This is a genomic window from Curvibacter sp. PAE-UM (genome assembly GCF_001432305.1).
Lineage (GTDB): Bacteria > Pseudomonadota > Gammaproteobacteria > Burkholderiales > Burkholderiaceae_C > Hylemonella.
Map to the genome: position 1 here is coordinate 2,057,730 of NZ_KQ483358.1, position 16,906 is coordinate 2,074,635.

13 protein-coding genes and 5 tRNA genes are annotated in these 16,906 nt (G+C 63.9%); all 18 read left to right on the forward strand.

Going from position 1 to position 16,906, the window contains the following annotated elements:
- Window positions 1-47: 47 nt before the first annotated feature.
- Entirely contained in the window at window positions 48-1,175 is a 1,128-nt protein-coding gene (locus AO057_RS09995) for an efflux RND transporter periplasmic adaptor subunit (protein ID WP_057675485.1), read from the forward strand.
- Between the two features lie 7 nt (window positions 1,176-1,182).
- Window positions 1,183-4,359: an efflux RND transporter permease subunit gene (locus AO057_RS10000; protein ID WP_057675486.1), complete on the forward strand. Its 3,177-nt coding sequence runs from the start codon at window positions 1,183-1,185 to the stop codon at window positions 4,357-4,359.
- 174 nt (window positions 4,360-4,533) lie between these two features.
- Window positions 4,534-4,620: transfer RNA gene (locus AO057_RS10005), tRNA-Leu, on the forward strand.
- A gap of 61 nt (window positions 4,621-4,681) precedes the next feature.
- Entirely contained in the window at window positions 4,682-5,992 is a 1,311-nt protein-coding gene (gene tig, locus AO057_RS10010; RefSeq protein ID WP_057675487.1) for a trigger factor, read from the forward strand.
- Window positions 5,993-6,113: 121 nt separating this feature from the next.
- Window positions 6,114-6,746 (forward strand): ATP-dependent Clp endopeptidase proteolytic subunit ClpP, encoded by a 633-nt coding sequence (clpP, locus tag AO057_RS10015; protein WP_057675489.1) that lies wholly within the window; start codon window positions 6,114-6,116, stop codon window positions 6,744-6,746.
- A gap of 102 nt (window positions 6,747-6,848) precedes the next feature.
- Window positions 6,849-8,114 (forward strand): ATP-dependent Clp protease ATP-binding subunit ClpX, encoded by a 1,266-nt coding sequence (clpX, locus tag AO057_RS10020; RefSeq protein ID WP_057675492.1) that lies wholly within the window; start codon window positions 6,849-6,851, stop codon window positions 8,112-8,114.
- Window positions 8,115-8,235: 121 nt separating this feature from the next.
- Entirely contained in the window at window positions 8,236-10,671 is a 2,436-nt protein-coding gene (lon, locus tag AO057_RS10025; RefSeq protein WP_057675494.1) for an endopeptidase La, read from the forward strand.
- Between the two features lie 64 nt (window positions 10,672-10,735).
- Window positions 10,736-10,811: transfer RNA gene (locus AO057_RS10030), tRNA-Gly, on the forward strand.
- A 78-nt stretch (window positions 10,812-10,889) separates the two neighbouring features.
- A tRNA-Cys gene (locus AO057_RS10035) sits at window positions 10,890-10,963 on the forward strand.
- 8 nt (window positions 10,964-10,971) lie between these two features.
- Window positions 10,972-11,047: transfer RNA gene (locus AO057_RS10040), tRNA-Gly, on the forward strand.
- A gap of 88 nt (window positions 11,048-11,135) precedes the next feature.
- Window positions 11,136-11,227, forward strand: a tRNA-Leu gene (locus AO057_RS10045).
- 139 nt (window positions 11,228-11,366) lie between these two features.
- A complete protein-coding gene (locus tag AO057_RS10050; protein ID WP_057675496.1) occupies window positions 11,367-11,996 on the forward strand; it encodes a DUF6806 family protein in 630 nt (209 codons plus the stop codon).
- Between the two features lie 89 nt (window positions 11,997-12,085).
- Complete coding sequence (locus AO057_RS10055; RefSeq protein WP_305728277.1) at window positions 12,086-13,834, forward strand: GspE/PulE family protein; 1,749 nt, start codon at window positions 12,086-12,088, stop codon at window positions 13,832-13,834.
- 8 nt (window positions 13,835-13,842) lie between these two features.
- The gene (locus AO057_RS10060) at window positions 13,843-15,075 is read left to right on the forward strand and encodes a type II secretion system F family protein (RefSeq protein WP_057675499.1); all 1,233 of its coding nucleotides are present in this window, start codon (window positions 13,843-13,845) and stop codon (window positions 15,073-15,075) included.
- 164 nt (window positions 15,076-15,239) lie between these two features.
- Complete coding sequence (locus tag AO057_RS18470) at window positions 15,240-15,632, forward strand: type II secretion system protein (protein WP_057675501.1); 393 nt, start codon at window positions 15,240-15,242, stop codon at window positions 15,630-15,632.
- Between the two features lie 71 nt (window positions 15,633-15,703).
- Window positions 15,704-16,174: a GspH/FimT family protein gene (locus AO057_RS10070; RefSeq protein WP_057675503.1), complete on the forward strand. Its 471-nt coding sequence runs from the start codon at window positions 15,704-15,706 to the stop codon at window positions 16,172-16,174.
- A complete protein-coding gene (locus AO057_RS10075; protein ID WP_156404530.1) occupies window positions 16,167-16,625 on the forward strand; it encodes a type IV pilus modification PilV family protein in 459 nt (152 codons plus the stop codon). Before AO057_RS10070 ends, AO057_RS10075 begins: the two co-directional genes overlap by 8 nt.
- 2 nt (window positions 16,626-16,627) lie before the next feature.
- The coding region (locus AO057_RS18085; protein ID WP_205630015.1) for a PulJ/GspJ family protein at window positions 16,628-16,906 on the forward strand (279 nt) is incomplete at its 3' end.

Here is a 16,906-nt window from a genome sequence, read left to right on the forward strand (position 1 = left end):
CACGCCCCCACTGGTCCAGGCGCGCAGCCTGGGCAGCACTGCTACCGATGGCAGCCTGCACACTGGTCGCCTGCTCCCCGGCAGCACCGCCCGAAGAGCCGGTGCGGGCTGTCAAGGTCATGACCGTGCGCCATGCCAGCCTGAACGCCACCCAGGAATTTTCGGGTGAAGTGCGCCCGCGCATCGAGTCGCGTCTGGGCTTCCGGGTGGCCGGCAAGCTGGTGCGCCGGGAGGTCGAGTTGGGTCAACGTGTAAAAGCCGGCGAGGTGTTGGCCCGCCTGGATCCGCAAGACTTCCGGCTGGCGGCCGATGCCGCCCAGGCGCAATTCGGTGCCGCCGTGACCAACCGTGACCTGGCGGCGGCCGATTTCAAGCGCTTCAAGGAGTTGCGCGAGCAGAATTTCATCAGCGGTGCCGAGCTGGAGCGGCGTGACGCGGCGCTCAAGGCGGCGCAGGCCCAGGTTGACCAGGCCCAGGCACAGCTGGCGTCCCAGCGCAACCAGGGCAGCTACACGACCCTGGTGGCCGATGCGGCCGGTGTGGTGACGGCCGTCGAGGCCGAGCCCGGCCAGGTGGTCAGCGCCGGCCAGCCCGTGGTGCGTGTGGCACAGGATGGCCCGCGTGACGCGGTGTTCGCCGTGCCCGAGGACAAGCTGGCCGCCATGCCCCAGGGCAGCGCGGTGGACGTGCGGATCTGGCCCGGCCAGACGCAATTGGCGGGCCGCGTGCGCGAGGTCTCAGCCAGTGCCGATCCGGTGACGCGTACCTACCAGGTCAAGGTGGCGCTGGAAGGGCGGCAGCCGCCGCCCCTGGGTGCGACGGTCACGGTTTTCCCCAAGCTGCGCAGCGAACAACGCGTGGCGGCCATCAAGCTGCCGACCAGCGCCTTGCGCCAGGACGGCCAGGCCACGGCGGTCTGGGTGCTGGACCCCAAGACCATGACGGTCGCGTCGCAAACCGTGCAGATCGCCACGGCCGATGGCAACGAGGCCGTGGTGGCCGGCGGCCTGCAGGACGGCCAGCTGGTGGTGTCGGCGGGCGTGCATGTGCTGTCCCCCGGACAGAAAGTGACGATTTATCGCGAGAAGTCGACCAGCTCCTTGACCAGCGTGCCCCAGACCGCCGTGGACGCCACGATCGGCACCGCAGTCGTGCCCTCGGCAGCCAGCAAGTGAGGCGCGCATGAGCTCCACAGAACAAGCATCCACCGGCTTCAACCTCTCGCGCTGGGCCATTGAGCACCCGGCGCTCACGCGTTACCTGCTGCTCGTGCTCATGGTGCTGGGCTTCGTGGCCTATTTCCAGCTCGGGCAGGACGAGGACCCGCCCTTCACCTTCCGGGCCATGGTGGTGCGCACCTACTGGCCGGGCGCCACAGCGCAGCAGGTGGCCGAGCAGGTCACCGACAAGATCGAACGGACCCTGCAGGAAGTGCCCGGCGCCGACAAGATCCGCAGCTACTCCAAGCCGGGTGAGTCGCAGATCATCTTCCAGCTCAAGGACTCGACCAAGGCGGCCGACGTGGCCAACACCTGGTACACGGTGCGCAAGAAGATCGGCGACATGCGGGGCGCGCTGCCCGGCGGCATCCAGGGGCCCTTTTTCAACGACGAGTTCGGTGATGTCTACGGCGTGATCTACGCGCTGGAGGCCGATGGCTTCAGCGATGCCGAAGTGAAGGTCTTTGCCGACGAGGTGCGCCAGCAGCTGCTGCGCGTGCCCGATGTGGCCAAGGTCGAACTCTTCGGCGTGCAGGACGAGAAGCTCTACATCGAGATCTCGCAAAAGCGCCTGTCGCAGCTCGGCCTGGACCTGAACCAGGTGCTGGCCCAACTGGGCCAGCAGAACGCGGTGGAGAGCGCCGGGGCGGTGCAGACGCCGCTGGATGTGGTGCAGGTGCGGGTGGCCGGCCAGTTCGAGGCGGTGAGCCAGCTGCGCGCCATGCCCATCCGCGGCAGCACGGGTTACCAGCTGCGCCTGGGCGATATCGCCGAGATCCGCCGCGGTTATGTGGACCCGGCCAGCATCAAGGTGCGACACCAGGGCCAGCAGGTCATCGCCCTGGGCATCTCCATGGCCAAGGGCGGGGACATCATTGTCCTGGGCAAGTCGCTGCGCAAGACCACGGACCGCATCGAAAAGACCCTGCCGGCCGGCATCCAGCTGGTGCAGCTGCAAGACCAGCCCAGGGCGGTGGCAACTTCCGTCAATGAGTTCGTCGGCGTGCTGATCGAGGCGGTGCTCATCGTGCTGGCGGTCAGCTTCATCAGCCTGGGTCTGCACAAGCACCAGGGGGCTGCCCATCTGCCGCTCTGGAAACGTTATTACGTGGACATGCGGCCTGGCCTGGTGGTGGGCATCACCATCCCCTTGGTGCTGGCGCTGACCTTCCTGGGCATGCAGTACTGGGGCATCGGCCTGCACAAGATTTCGCTGGGCTCGCTGATCATCGCCCTGGGCCTGCTGGTGGACGACGCCATCATTGCTGTGGAGATGATGGTGCGCAAGATGGAAGAGGGCTACGACAAGGTGCGTGCGGCCACCTTCGCCTACGAGATCACCGCCATGCCCATGCTGACCGGCACGTTGATCACCGCCGCCGGTTTCCTGCCCATCGGCATGGCCAAGTCGTCCGTGGGCGAATACACCTTTGCCATCTTCGGCGTCACGGCGCTGGCCCTGGTGCTGAGCTGGATCGTCTCGGTCTACTTCGTACCCTATCTGGGCACGCTGCTGCTCAAGGCCCAACCGCACCATTCATCGGCCGAGCCGGACCCTGCCGATGGCCCGCACGAGCACTTCGACACGCCTTTCTACCAGCGCTTTCGCGCCACCGTGAACTGGTGCGTGCAGCACCGCTGGCTCACCATCGGCGCCACCGTGCTGACCTTTGCGCTCGGCATTGCCGGCATGGGCAAGGTGCAACAGCAGTTCTTCCCCGATTCGAGCCGGCCGGAAATCCTGGTCGATCTCTGGTTCCCGGAGGGCACGTCCTTTGCCGCCAACGAGGAAACGACGAAGCGCGTCGAAAAACGCCTGCTGGCCTTGACGGGCGTGAACGCGGTGAGCACCTGGGTGGGTTCGGGCGTGCCGCGTTTTTATCTGCCGCTGGACCAGGTCTTCCCGCAGACCAATGTCTCGCAGCTGATCGTGCTCCCCCAAGACCTCAAGACGCGTGAAACCCTGCGTGTGCAGCTGCCGACCCTGCTGGCCCAGGAATTCCCGGAGGCGCGTGGCCGCGTCAAGCTGCTGCCCAACGGGCCGCCGGTGCCCTACCCGGTGCAGTTCCGCGTGGTCGGCGCCGATCCGGCCGTGCTGCGTGCGCGTGCCGACGAGGTCAAGGCCGTGATGCGCGAGAGCGCCAACACGCGTGGCGTCAACGACAACTGGAACGAGTCGGTCAAGGTGCTGCGCCTGGAGGTCGACCAGGCCAAGGCGCGCGCCTTGGGCGTGAGCAGCCAGTCCATCGCCCAGGCCTCGCGCACCCTGCTGGCCGGCCAGAACGTGGGCCAGTACCGCGAGGGCGACAAGCTGATCGACATCGTGCTGCGCCAGCCCCTGGACGAGCGCAACGCCCTGACCGACCTGGCCAACGCCTACCTGCCGACCAGCAGCGGACGTTCCATCCCGCTGACGCAGATTGCCAAGCCGGTCTTCACCTGGGAGCCGGGCGTGATGTGGCGCGAGAACCGCGAGTTCGGCATCACCGTGCAGTCCGACGCCGTGGAAGGCATGCAGGGCGCCACCTTGACGGCCGAACTGCTGCCATCGCTGCGCGCTCTGGAGTCCAAATGGCATGCCGCGGGTCTCAATGGCTATCGCATCGAGGTGGCCGGCGCGGTGGAGGAGAGCAGCAAGGGCACGGGCTCGATCGCTGCAGGCATGCCCCTGATGCTCTTCATCACCTTCACGCTGTTGATGTTGCAATTGCAGAGCTTCAGCCGCGCCATGCTGGTGTTCCTGACCGGACCCCTGGGCCTGGCCGGGGTGGCCGGTGCGCTGCTGGTACTCAACCGCCCCTTCGGCTTCGTGGCCCTGCTGGGCGTGATCGCCCTCATGGGCATGATCCAGCGCAACTCGGTGATCCTGATCGACCAGATCGAGCAGGACCGTGCCGCCGGTGTGCCGGCCTGGGACGCCATCGTGGAGTCCGCCGTGCGCCGTCTGCGCCCCATCGTGCTGACCGCGGCGGCGGCCGTGCTGGCCATGATCCCGCTGTCGCGCTCGGTGTTCTGGGGCCCCATGGCCGTGGCCATCATGGGCGGCCTGATCGTCGCTACCGTACTGACGCTGCTGGCCTTGCCGGCCATGTACGCCGCATGGTTTCGCGTGAAGCGCGAAACACCGGCGTTACCTTGAATCCGCCCCGCGGGGGCCAGCGCGTAGCGCCAGACCCCGCTTGGTTCCGTGTGAAACGCTAGACACCGGTGTTGCCTGGTTTGAGATGAAACGGCGGTCTTCTGGCCGGGTTAAAATGCCCGGTTGACCGATTTCATGGGGAGGTCTGTCGGACCTCCCCTTTTGTTTGGACCCGCGCGGGTGGCGAAATTGGTAGACGCACCAGGTTTAGGTCCTGACGCCAGCAATGGTGTGGGGGTTCGAGTCCCCCCCCGCGCACCAGTCCGGCCCCAGCCCAGCCTGTGGGCCGACCCCGTTTTTGAATTGATTGGAGTGAGTCATCATGGCCGTTACCGTTGAAACCCTCGAGAAGCTCGAGCGCAAGATCACCCTGAGCCTGCCGCTGGCAGCCATCCAGTCCGAAGTTGAGACGCGCCTCAAGAAGCTGGCCCGCACCGTCAAGATGGACGGTTTCCGTCCCGGCAAGGTGCCGATGAACGTGGTGACCCAGCGCTACGGCTACTCCGTGCACTACGAAGTGCTGAACGACAAGGTCGGCGAGGCCTTTGCCCTGGCCGCCAACGAGGCCAAGCTGCGCGTGGCCGGCCAGCCCAGCATCACCGAGAAGGAAGGTGCACCGGTCGGCGAGGTGAGCTTCGATGCCGTGTTCGAGGTCTATCCGGAAGTCAAGATCGGCGACCTGGCCGGCGCCGAGATCGAGAAGCTGAATTCCGAGGTGAGCGAGAGCGCCATCCAGAAGACCCTGGACATCCTGCGCAAGCAGCGCCGCACCTTTGCCCAGCGTGCCATGGACACCGCGGCCCAGGACGGCGACCGTGTGACGATCGACTTCGAAGGCAAGATCGACGGCGAGCCCTTTGCCGGCGGCAAGGCTGACGCCTTCCAGTTCCTGGTCGGTGACGGCCAGATGCTCAAGGAATTCGAGGACGCCGTGCGCGGCATGAAATCCGGCGAGAGCAAGACCTTCCCCCTGGCTTTCCCGGCTGATTACCACGGCCAGGACGTGGCCGGCAAGACCGCCGATTTCCTGGTGACCGTGAAGAAGATCGAAGCGGCCCACCTGCCTGAAGTCAATGATGCCCTGGCCAAGTCCCTGGGCGTGGCCGAAGGCACCGTGGCGGCCCTGAACGCCGACATCAAGAAGAACCTGGAGCGCGAGGTCAAGTCGCGCCTGGCGGCCCGCAACAAGCAGGCCGTCATGGACGCCCTGGTGGCCAAGGCCGAACTGGATCTGCCCAAGTCCATCGTGCAGGCAGAGATCGACCGCATGGTCGAGAGCGCGCGCGAGGACCTCAAGCAGCGCGGCATCAAGGACGCCGACAAGGCCCCGATCCCCGGCGAAATGTTCCAGCCCCAGGCCGAGCGCCGTGTGCGCCTGGGCCTGGTGGTGGCGGAGCTGGTGCGCGTGAACAACCTGCACGCCACGCCCGATCAGATCAAGGCCCACGTGGACGAACTGGCCGCCAGCTACGAGCGTCCGGAAGATGTGAAGCGCTGGTATCTGGGCGACAACCGCCGCATGGCCGAGGTCGAAGCCGTGGTGATCGAGAACAATGTCACCGACTTCGTGCTGTCCAAGGCCAAGGTGAGCGACAAGGCGATTTCCTTCGATGAACTGATGGGCCAGGCCTGATCCGGGTACTCCGGATTCCAGCGAGTGGGGCTTGTGCCGGGCTTGCAGTCCGGGCGACAAGCCCCACTTTCATTTGGGGCCGGTATTTTTCGGTAAAGTAGACCCCATATTTGGAGTGAGCATGAATCTGCGCAACAGTGCATACAACGGCGCCCTGGACACCCAGGCCCTGGGCATGATCCCGATGGTGATCGAGCAGTCGGGCCGCGGCGAGCGTTCCTACGACATTTATTCGCGCCTGCTCAAGGAACGCGTGGTGTTCCTGGTCGGCCCGGTCAATGACCAGACCGCCAATCTGGTGGTGGCCCAGCTGCTGTTTCTGGAGAGCGAGAATCCCGACAAGGACATCTCTTTCTACATCAACTCGCCCGGCGGTTCGGTCAGCGCTGGCATGGCGATCTTCGACACCATGAACTTCATCAAACCCGACGTGTCCACGCTGTGCGTGGGCATGGCCGCCAGCATGGGTGCCTTCCTGCTGGCCGCGGGTGCCAAGGGCAAGCGTTTCTCGCTGCCCAATTCCAAGGTCATGATCCACCAGCCGCTGGGCGGGACCCAGGGCCAGGCGACCGAAATCGAGATCCATGCCCGTGAGATCCTCAAGACCCGCGAGCAGCTCAACAAGATCCTGGCCGAGCGCACCGGCCAGCCGCTGGACAAGATCGAGCGCGACACCGAGCGGGACTATTACCTCTCGGCCGACGAAGCCAAGGACTATGGCCTGGTGGATCAGGTGATCTCCAAGCGTCCCTGAGCCGCTCGTCGGGTTTGTTGTTTTCTGGCGCCAGTCCCTAGCCGGGGACGGGCGCCGCATGGTTATCATAGATTCGGTAAATCCCGAAAAGGCATTCCTCCCATGGCCGATAAAAAAGGCACGACCGGCGAAAAGACCCTGTACTGCTCTTTCTGCGGCAAGAGCCAGCACGAGGTCAAGAAGCTGATTGCCGGCCCCTCGGTCTTCGTCTGCGACGAATGCATCGAACTGTGCAACGAGATCATCCGTGACGAGTTGCCGGCCAGCACCGAGTCGACCGATGGGCGCGGCAACCTGCCCATACCGTCCGAGATCAAGCTCAACCTGGACAACTATGTGATCGGCCAGGAAGCCGCCAAGCGCACGCTGGCGGTGGCGGTCTATAACCACTACAAGCGCCTTCAGCACAAGGAATCTGCGCGCAAGGACGATGTCGAGCTGGCCAAGAGCAACATCCTGCTGATCGGCCCCACGGGCTCGGGCAAGACGCTGCTGGCGCAGACGCTGGCGCGCCAGCTTAACGTGCCCTTCGTCATGGCCGACGCCACCACGCTGACTGAAGCCGGTTACGTGGGCGAAGACGTCGAGAACATCATTGCCAAGCTGCTGCAGAGTTGTAATTACGAGGTCGAGCGCGCCCAGCGCGGCATTGTCTACATCGACGAGATCGACAAGATTTCGCGCAAGTCCGACAACCCCTCCATTACCCGTGACGTGTCGGGGGAGGGTGTGCAGCAGGCCCTGCTCAAGCTGATCGAAGGCACCATGGCCAGCGTGCCGCCGCAGGGCGGGCGCAAGCACCCGAACCAGGACTTCATCCAGATCGACACCACCAACATCCTCTTCATCTGCGGCGGCGCCTTTGCCGGCCTGGAGAAGGTGATCGAGAACCGTACCGAATCCTCCGGTATCGGCTTTGGCGCCGCGGTCAAGAGCAAGCAGCAACGCAGCCTGACTGAGGTGTTCAAGGACGTCGAACCCGAGGACCTGATCAAGTTCGGCCTGATCCCGGAACTGGTGGGTCGCATGCCGGTGGTTGCGACCTTGGCCGAGCTGTCTGAAGACGCGATGGTCCAGATCCTGACCGAGCCCAAGAACGCCCTGATCAAGCAATACGCCAAGCTGTTTGCCATGGAAGGCGCGGATCTGGAGATTCGTGCCGCCGCGCTCAAGGCCATTGCTCGCAAGGCCCTGGCACGCAAGACCGGTGCACGTGGTCTGCGTTCCATCCTGGAGCAGTCCCTGATCGACACCATGTTCGAGCTGCCCAGCATGAACAATGTGGAGCGTGTGGTGGTGGATGAATCCACCATCGAGGAAAACAAGCCTCCCTTGCTGGTGTATCGCGAGGCTGCCAAGAAGGCCTGAACCAGCGGGTTTTCCTACCCCACCTTCACGGATTTGACCTAACAGCCCGTCTCATAATCGAAACCGGGTTGAAAATTCCCATTCGCAATCCATATTCAACAGGTCAACTAAAGGTTTACCCATGTCCGGTCATACCCCTCTGCCTGCCACCCCCATCGAGTTGCCGCTGTTGCCGCTGCGCGATGTCGTGATCTTCCCGCACATGGTGATCCCGCTCTTCGTGGGTCGCCCCAAGAGCATCAAGGCGCTCGAATCTGCCATGGAGGCCGAGCGCCGCATCATGCTGGTGGCGCAGAAAGCCGCCGCCAAGGACGAGCCGCAGGTCTCCGACATGTTCGAAGTCGGCTGCGTGTCCACCATCCTGCAGATGCTCAAGCTGCCCGATGGCACCGTGAAGGTGCTGGTCGAGGGGCAGCAACGCGCCCTGGTCGACAAGATCATCGAGGGCGATACGCATTTCACCGCCACCGTGACGCCGGTGCAGGCGCCCGCCGAGGCGGGCGCAGGCGAGCACAAGCAGACCAGCGAGATCGAGGCCCTGCGCCGCGCCGTGATGCAGCAGTTTGACCAGTACGTCAAGCTCAACAAGAAGATCCCGCCCGAGATACTGACCTCCATCTCCAGCATCGACGATCCGGGTCGCCTGGCCGACACCATTGCTGCGCACCTCCCGCTCAAGCTGGAGAACAAGCAGGCCGTGCTGAGCCTGTCCGACATCAAGGAGCGCCTGGAGAACCTGTTCGAGCAGATCGAGCGCGAGGTGGACATCCTCAACGTGGACAAGCGCATCCGCGGCCGGGTCAAGCGCCAGATGGAGAAGAACCAGCGCGACTTCTACCTGAACGAGCAGGTCAAGGCCATCCAGAAGGAACTGGGCGAGGGCGAAGACGGTGCCGACATCGAGGAGATCGAGAAAAAGATCAAGGCGGCCCGCATGCCGGCCGAGGCGCGCAAGAAGGCCGATGCCGAGTTGAAGAAGCTCAAGCTGATGTCGCCCATGTCGGCCGAAGCCACCGTGGTGCGCAACTACATCGATACCCTGGTCGGACTGCCCTGGAGCAAGAAGACCAAGATCAAGCACGATCTGGCCAACGCCGAAGCGGTGCTCAACGAAGACCACTTCGGCCTGGAAAAGGTCAAGGACCGCATCCTCGAGTATCTTGCTGTGCAACAGCGTGTGGACAAGGTCAAGGCGCCCATCCTCTGCCTCGTGGGCCCGCCGGGTGTGGGCAAGACCTCGCTTGGACAATCCGTGGCCAAGGCGACCGGGCGCAAGTACGTGCGCATGGCCCTGGGCGGCATGCGTGACGAGGCCGAGATCCGCGGCCACCGTCGTACCTACATCGGCGCCATGCCGGGCAAGGTGCTGCAAAGCCTGACCAAGGCCGGCACGCGCAATCCGCTGTTCCTGCTGGATGAAATCGACAAGCTGGGCACCGACTTCCGCGGTGATCCTTCGAGCGCGCTGCTGGAGGTGCTGGACCCCGAGCAGAACAACAAGTTCGGTGACCACTACGTGGAAGTCGACTTCGACCTGAGCGACGTGATGTTCGTGGCGACCTCCAACTCCATGAACATCCCGCCGGCCCTGCTGGACCGCATGGAAGTGATCCGCCTGTCCGGTTATACAGAGGACGAGAAGGTCAATATCGCCCAGCGTTACCTGCTGCCCAAGCAGCTGAAGAACAACGGTGTCAAGGAAGAAGAGCTGCTGATCGCCGAGGACGCCCTGCGCGACATCGTGCGCTACTACACCCGCGAGGCGGGCGTGCGTTCACTGGAGCGCGAGATCTCCAAGATCTGTCGCAAGGTGGTCAAGGGCCTGCAGCTCAAGAAACTGCAGCCGCTGGTCAAGGTCTCGGCCGAGAACCTCAACGATTATCTGGGCGTGCGCAAGTTCAGCTATGGCCGTGCCGAGCAGCAGAACCAGGTCGGGCAGGTGGTCGGGCTGGCGTGGACCGAGGTCGGCGGCGACCTGCTGACCATCGAGACGGCGCTGATGCCCGGCAAGGGCGTGATCACGCGCACGGGTTCGCTGGGCGACGTGATGAAGGAGTCGGTCGAGGCGGCCCGCACCGTGGTGCGCAGTCGTTCCCGCCAGCTGGGTATCCCGGACGAATACTTCGAGAAGCGCGACATGCACATCCACGTGCCCGACGGCGCCACGCCCAAGGACGGACCCAGTGCCGGTGCTGCCATGACGACCTCCATGGTGTCGGCACTCACGGGGATTCCCGTGCGCGGTGATGTGGCCATGACAGGCGAGATCACCTTGCGTGGTGAGGTCACGGCCATTGGCGGTCTGAAGGAAAAACTGCTGGCGGCTCTGCGTGGCGGCATCAAGACGGTGCTGATTCCCGAAGAGAACGTCAAGGACCTGCAGGAGATCCCGGACAACGTGAAGAGCGGCCTGGACATCGTGCCGGTCAAGTGGATCGACAAGGTGCTGGAGGTCGCCCTGGAACGCAAGCCCACGCCGTTGCCGGATGAGGAGCCGGCGGTCGCCGCGCCGGTGGCCCCGGCTGTGGTACCGGTGCAGGACTCGATCAAGCATTGAGCCAAAATTTTTGGCGGCCTTTTGCAAAAGTGAAAAAATGCCGCTATAATTTGAGGCTTGAAACGCGGGAATAGCTCAGTTGGTAGAGCGCAACCTTGCCAAGGTTGAGGTCGAGAGTTCGAGACTCTTTTCCCGCTCCAGATTCCGAAAAAGGGAAGCACCTGCTTCCCTTTTTTATTGAAGGAAAACCGGCCCCAAGCCGGCGGCAACGAAATCCTGGCGCGGTAGCAAAGCGGTTATGCACCGGATTGCAAATCCGTGTAGGTCGGTTCGACTCCGGCCCGCGCCTCCAGACTCCATGCGGGAGTAGCTCAGTTGGTAGAGCGCAACCTTGCCAAGGTTGAGGTCGAGAGTTCGAGACTCTTCTCCCGCTCCATTTCACATGCTTGATGCCCCTGTCCGCAAGCGCGGCGACCGCTTGGGCAGCTCTGTTGCCATTTGCAGGACAATGCAAGGGCGGCATGGCCTCGATGGTGAAATTGGTAGACACAGCGGACTTAAAATCCGCCGCTTCCAGAAATGGGGCGTGCCGGTTCGATTCCGGCTCGAGGCACCAGATTTGCGGGATACTGATTGGTCTGCTATCGCGAACCGGCACGCCCAAGGGCGGTCATGACGAAGCGCGCGGTGCGCGCGGGTTCGATTCCGGTTGGTGTGGTTTCGGTTTGAGGCGCGTGTGCGGAAGAGAGAACATCATGGCAAGCTACGACGCTCCTTTTGAAATCCATGTTCATGGTCAGGTGCTGCTGCGCCCGGAGGTTGGCTTCGACCAGCTGGAGGAAACGCTCAAGCCCTTGTGGAAATACGCCGGGGCTCGCTCGCTGACGGATGGTGCCCCGAGTCACTACGAGGACGAGCCGGGCATACGCTTCGACGCGCAGGAGCACATGCTGCAGCTGTGCTGGACCGTGATCGGTGACGATGATTTCCGTCAGTCGCTCGACGAGATGTGCATGAATCTTAATGAACTCTCGCAGGCCGGGGCCGCCATCGAAGTCACCTTCTACGACACCGAGTTCGACGAGGACGAGGCCGAGCCCGGCGCACAGTCGCGTGATGATTTCATGATGATCTTCGTCGGCCCCAACCCGGCAGCCATCATGCAGGTGCAGCGCGACCTGCTGGTGCAGGACGTGATCAGCCTGATGGAGCGTCACTTCGATGCCTCCGAACTCGGCGGTGTGGTGAGCGAGGTGGACCGTCTGTTCAGCCAACGCTTCGACTCGCTGGTCAACTCGCTCGAGATCGGCAAGCCACCCCGCGGCTCCGGCGGCGGGCACGGTGGCGGCCACGGCGGCGGTCGTAAACCGCGACATTTGCACTGATTTCCCGCTTCTGTGTGCCGGCGGGCGATTCAAATCGGGTCGCCCGTGCTACTATTTTCATAGTTATGGTGCCACGCAAGGACTGACGCATGAACATGGCTGTTGCAGCCACGGCCAAGCCCGCCGGAGCCCGCCCCCCAGCAGGCCGGCCGGAAAAACTGCGTCTGGGCGATGTGCTGGTGCAGCAGCGCCTGATCTCGCTGGAGCAGTTGCAGCAGACCCTGGAACTGCAGCAGCAGACCGGCAAGAAAGTCGGTCGTCTGCTGATCGAGAGCGGCGTCATCACCGAGGAGTTGCTGGCTGATGCGCTGGCGCGCCAGTTGCGCGTGCCCTTCATCAATCTCAAGACCTACCCCTTCCGCGGTGACGTGGTCAAGCTGTTGCAGGAGTCGGCGGCCAGGCGTTTTCGGGCCCTGGTGCTGGAAGACAAGGGCGACAGCCTGCTGGTGGCCATGGCCGACCCGCTGGACCTTTTCGCCTACGACGAAATCACGCGCCTGCTCAAGCGCAACATCAGCATTGCGGCCGTGCCGGAAAGCCAGCTCGCGCTGGCCTGTGATCGCCTGTACCGCCGTACCGAGGAGATCAGCGGCTTTGCCCGCGCGCTTGAGAAGGACCTGGGCGATGCCGTCGACTTTGGCGAACTGACGGCTTCGGCCGGCGCCGAGGGCGCACCCGTGGTGCGCCTGCTCCAATCGCTGTTCGAGGATGCCACCCAGGTCGGTGCCTCGGACATCCATATCGAACCCCTGGAGTCCGGCCTGCAGATCCGCGTGCGCGTCGATGGCGTGCTGCAGACGCAAACCCAGGCCGAAAAGCGGATCGGCGCAGCCCTGGCGCAGCGCATCAAGCTCATGGCCGGTCTGGATATCTCCGAAAAACGCCTGCCGCAGGATGGCCGGTTCAGCGTACGCTTGAAGGACCAGACCATCGACGTGCGTCTGTCCACCATGCCCAGCACCTACGGCGAATCGGTGGTCATGCGCCTGTTGAGCCTGGACGGTGGGGTGCGCCAGCTCGACCGCATCGGCATGCCGCCGGCCATGCTGGAACGTTTCCGCCAGCTGCTGGGGCGGACCTCCGGGCTGATCCTGGTGACCGGCCCGACCGGCTCGGGCAAGACCACCAGCCTCTACGCTGCGCTGGCCGAACTCAATTCCACCGAGCTCAAGATCATCACGGTCGAAGATCCGGTGGAATATCGCCTGCCCGGCATCACACAGGTGCAGGTCAACGAAAAGATCGAGCTTTCCTTCGCCAAGGTCCTGCGTGCGACCCTGCGCCAGGATCCGGACGTGATCCTGGTGGGCGAGATGCGCGACGCCGAGACGGCCGAGATTGGCCTGCGTGCCGCCATCACCGGCCACCTGGTGCTCTCCACCCTGCACACGCGCGATGCGGCCAGCACGCCATTTCGCCTGCTGGACATGGGGGTGCCGCCCTATATGGTGGCCACCTCCTTGCAAGCCGTCGTCGCCCAGCGCCTGGTCCGCCTGATCTGCGAGACCTGCAGTGAGCCTCATGAACCCGATGCGCAGGAAGCCGTGTGGCTGGCCAGCCTGCTGGGGCCGGGGCAGCACGTGCATGCCAAGCTGGGCCGGGGCTGTTCCGCCTGCAATGGCACCGGCTACGCGGGTCGTCAGGGTGTCTACGAGATGCTGGAGATGGACGCCGAGCTGACGCAGTCAGCCAGCCGCTCCGACCCGGCCGCCTTCTTGCAGACGGCGCGTTCCCGTATGGACGGGCAGACGCTGACGCACCATGCGCTGGAACTCGTGCGCCAGGGGCGGACTTCGCTGGCCGAGGCCATGCGGGTGGGCTACGACCTTGAGGATTAGGCGCTGACATGCCCATTTATGCGTGGCGTGGCCGCAACAACCTGGGTGAACTGATCCAGGGGGAGTTGGAGGCAATGACGGAAGACGCCGTGGCCGACCAGTTGCTCAGCCTGGGCCTGGCCCCGGTGCAGATCCAGGAGGCCACCGCATCGAAGACCTCCGAAAACTGGTGGGAACATCTCAAGCGCCGCGCCATCGCCATTGAAGACGTGCTGATCTTCTCGCGCCAGATGTACACGCTGAACAAGGCGGGTGTGCCCATCCTGCGTGCCTTTGCCGGGCTGGAGGCATCGGCCGAGAAGCCGGCCATGGTCGACGTGCTCAAGGACGTGCGTAGCAGCCTGGACCAGGGGCGCGACATGGCCACCTCGCTGGCGCGCCACCCCAAGGTTTTCGGCCCGTTCTACGTGGCCATGATCCGGGTCGGCGAGATGACCGGCCGGCTGACCGAGGTCTTCCTGCGCCTGGCCGAGCACCTGGAGTTCGAGCGTGACGTGCGCGCCCGCATCAAGCAGGCCCTGCGTTACCCGACCTTCGTCATCATCGCCATGCTGATCGCGATGGTCATCATCAATGTTTTCGTGCTGCCGGTGTTTGCCAAGGTGTTCGCCGGTTTCAACACCCAGTTGCCGCTGATCACACGCGGCCTGCTGGGTTTCTCTACCTGGACGATCACCTGGTGGCCGGTGCTGCTGGCCCTGGGTGCCGCGGCCGGGGTCATGGTGCGCTCCTACCTGAACACGCCGCAGGGGCGCTACAACTGGGACCGGCGCAAGCTGAACCTGCCCGTCGTCGGCCCCATCATCCTGAAATCCACACTGGCGCGTTTTGCCCGCAGCTTTGCACTCTCCAGCCAGAGCGGGGTGCCGTTGGTGCAGGCGCTGACCGTGGTGGCGCAGACGGTGGACAACGCCTATATCGGCGCGCGCGTCGAGCAGATGCGCGACGGCATCGAGCGCGGGGAGAGCATCTCGCGCTGCGCGGCGGCCACCGGCGTGTTCACCCCCGTCGTGCTGCAGATGATGACCGTGGGCGAGGAGACCGGTGAACTCGATTCGCTGCTTTTCGAGATCGCCGAGATGTACGAGCGCGACACCGACTACGCCATCAAGGGCCTGTCCACGGCCATTGAACCCGTCCTTTTGGCCTTCATCGGCGTGCTGGTATTGCTGCTGGCGCTGGGCGTTTTCCTGCCCTTGTGGAACCTGGGGCAGGCGGCCATGGGGCGTGGGGGCGGCTGAGTGACGGCGCCCGCTCTGTAAATGCCGGGCTTGTTGTGACGTTTTCCACACGAATGCACGGCGCCAAGTGTGCATTCATCGGGCGACGGCACTATACTTCGAAAATGATAGCGGGCCATTCCGGTGCCGCATGACTGAAATTGGTCCTTGGATTGGAGCCTTACATGAAACAGCAACGTGGTTTTACCCTGATCGAACTGGTGATGGTGATCGTGATCCTCGGCATCCTGGCTGCCGTGGCGATCCCGCAATTTGTTGACTTCAAGGGCGATGCCGAAGATGCCGCCGTCAAGGGCGTGGCGGGGGGGGCTTCCTCTGCTGTTGCCATCAACTATGCTGGTTGCTCGGTGGCGACGGCCGCGAGTGCTCCTGCCAAGTGCAAGGTGGTGAGTGACTGTGACTCGGTCAAGCAGGCCATGGCTGGTGGTGTATGGCCGACGGGTTACACCGTGACGGGTGCTGGTTCGACCACCAATGGCGCCACATTCACCTGTACCGTGAACCAAACGGCCTCTGGAAAAACGGCCACATTCCAGGGCGTTGCCGCTGGTAATTGATCTTTTGCCCGGCCTTTATGGCTAAATCCTGAAAGGCCGCACAGTGCGGCCTTTTTCGCATCTGCAACCCTATGAACCTCCGCGCCCGCAGCCATGGCTTTACCCTGATCGAGTTGATCATGGTGCTGGTGTTGCTGGGCGTGCTGGCCGTCGTGCTGGTGCCACGCATCAATACCCAGGACTTCAACGTGCGCGGTTTTCATGACGAAACGCTGGCACTGATGCGCTATGCACAGAAGACGGCCATTGCCCAGCGGCGCACGGTGTGTGTGACCTTCGGACCCGGCTCGGCGACCCTCTCCATCGTTGCGGTAGCCGGCAGCACGGCCTGCCCCGGTGCCAGTTTTGCCGGGCCGCGAGGCGAAGTTCCAGCGACTGTCTCGGCACGCAGTGGCGTGGCTTACGTGGTGCAGCCTGGTGATTTCTCCTTCGACGGTTTGGGCCAGCCCAGTGCCGCCCGGTCTTTCGAAGTCGCCGGTGATGGCGCGCCCTTGGGGCGGACCATCACCGTTGAAGCGGTGACAGGGTATGTGCATGACTAACCTGCCATCTTCTGTGCGGCAGGCTGGCTTCACGCTGGTCGAGCTGATCTTTTTCATCGTGGTGGTGACGGTGGGCATTGCCGGCATCCTGTTGGTGATGGACACCTCTGTCAGGTCGAGCGCCGACCCGATGGTGCGCAAGCAGGCCATGGCGCTGGCGGATTCGCTGATGGAAGAGATACTGCACAAGGCCTATGACGATCCGGATGGAACGGGCGGCGAGGCCGCGCGCGAAACCTACGACGACGTGAGCGATTTCAACGGCATCGACGAAACGCTGGCCTCCCCGGGAACGATATTCAAGAACATGCCCCCGCTGCTGTATGGCTACCGCATCCAGATCCAGGTTACCGCGGCGACCCTGGATACCGTGGCGGCCAAACGTGTCCGCGTTACCGTCAGCCGCGGGAACGATGCGGTGACCATGACCGGCTACCGGACCAGCTACTGACCATGCGCACCCTGCAGCGTCCACAGAGCGGCTTCACCCTGATCGAAATGGTCATGGTGATCGTGATCCTGGGGGTCATCGGCACCATGGTCGCCGTGTTCATGCGCAGCCCGATCGACGCCTACTTCGACACCGCCCGTCGCGCAGCCCTGAGCGACCAGGCTGACACGGCCACGCGCCGCATGGCGCGCGACATCCGCAAGGCCCTGCCCAACAGCATTCGCAACCCGAACGCCAGCTGCATCGAGTTCATCCCCACCCGCACGGGCGGGGGGGCCCCG

Bases quoted from the DNA above. Each gene is read 5' to 3' on its own strand.
- AO057_RS10060 (WP_057675499.1), top strand. From the start codon at position 13,843: ATGCCCATTTATGCGTGGCGTGGCCGCAACAACCTGGGTGAACTGATC.
- AO057_RS10075 (WP_156404530.1), top strand. From the start codon at position 16,167: ATGACTAACCTGCCATCTTCTGTGCGGCAGGCTGGCTTCACGCTGGTC.
- AO057_RS09995 (WP_057675485.1), top strand. From the start codon at position 48: ATGGCAGCCTGCACACTGGTCGCCTGCTCCCCGGCAGCACCGCCCGAA.
- AO057_RS10055 (WP_305728277.1), top strand. From the start codon at position 12,086: ATGAACATGGCTGTTGCAGCCACGGCCAAGCCCGCCGGAGCCCGCCCC.
- AO057_RS10070 (WP_057675503.1), top strand. From the start codon at position 15,704: ATGAACCTCCGCGCCCGCAGCCATGGCTTTACCCTGATCGAGTTGATC.
- AO057_RS10050 (WP_057675496.1), top strand. From the start codon at position 11,367: ATGGCAAGCTACGACGCTCCTTTTGAAATCCATGTTCATGGTCAGGTG.
- AO057_RS10000 (WP_057675486.1), top strand. From the start codon at position 1,183: ATGAGCTCCACAGAACAAGCATCCACCGGCTTCAACCTCTCGCGCTGG.
- clpX (WP_057675492.1), top strand. From the start codon at position 6,849: ATGGCCGATAAAAAAGGCACGACCGGCGAAAAGACCCTGTACTGCTCT.
- AO057_RS18470 (WP_057675501.1), top strand. From the start codon at position 15,240: ATGAAACAGCAACGTGGTTTTACCCTGATCGAACTGGTGATGGTGATC.
- lon (WP_057675494.1), top strand. From the start codon at position 8,236: ATGTCCGGTCATACCCCTCTGCCTGCCACCCCCATCGAGTTGCCGCTG.
- tig (WP_057675487.1), top strand. From the start codon at position 4,682: ATGGCCGTTACCGTTGAAACCCTCGAGAAGCTCGAGCGCAAGATCACC.
- clpP (WP_057675489.1), top strand. From the start codon at position 6,114: ATGAATCTGCGCAACAGTGCATACAACGGCGCCCTGGACACCCAGGCC.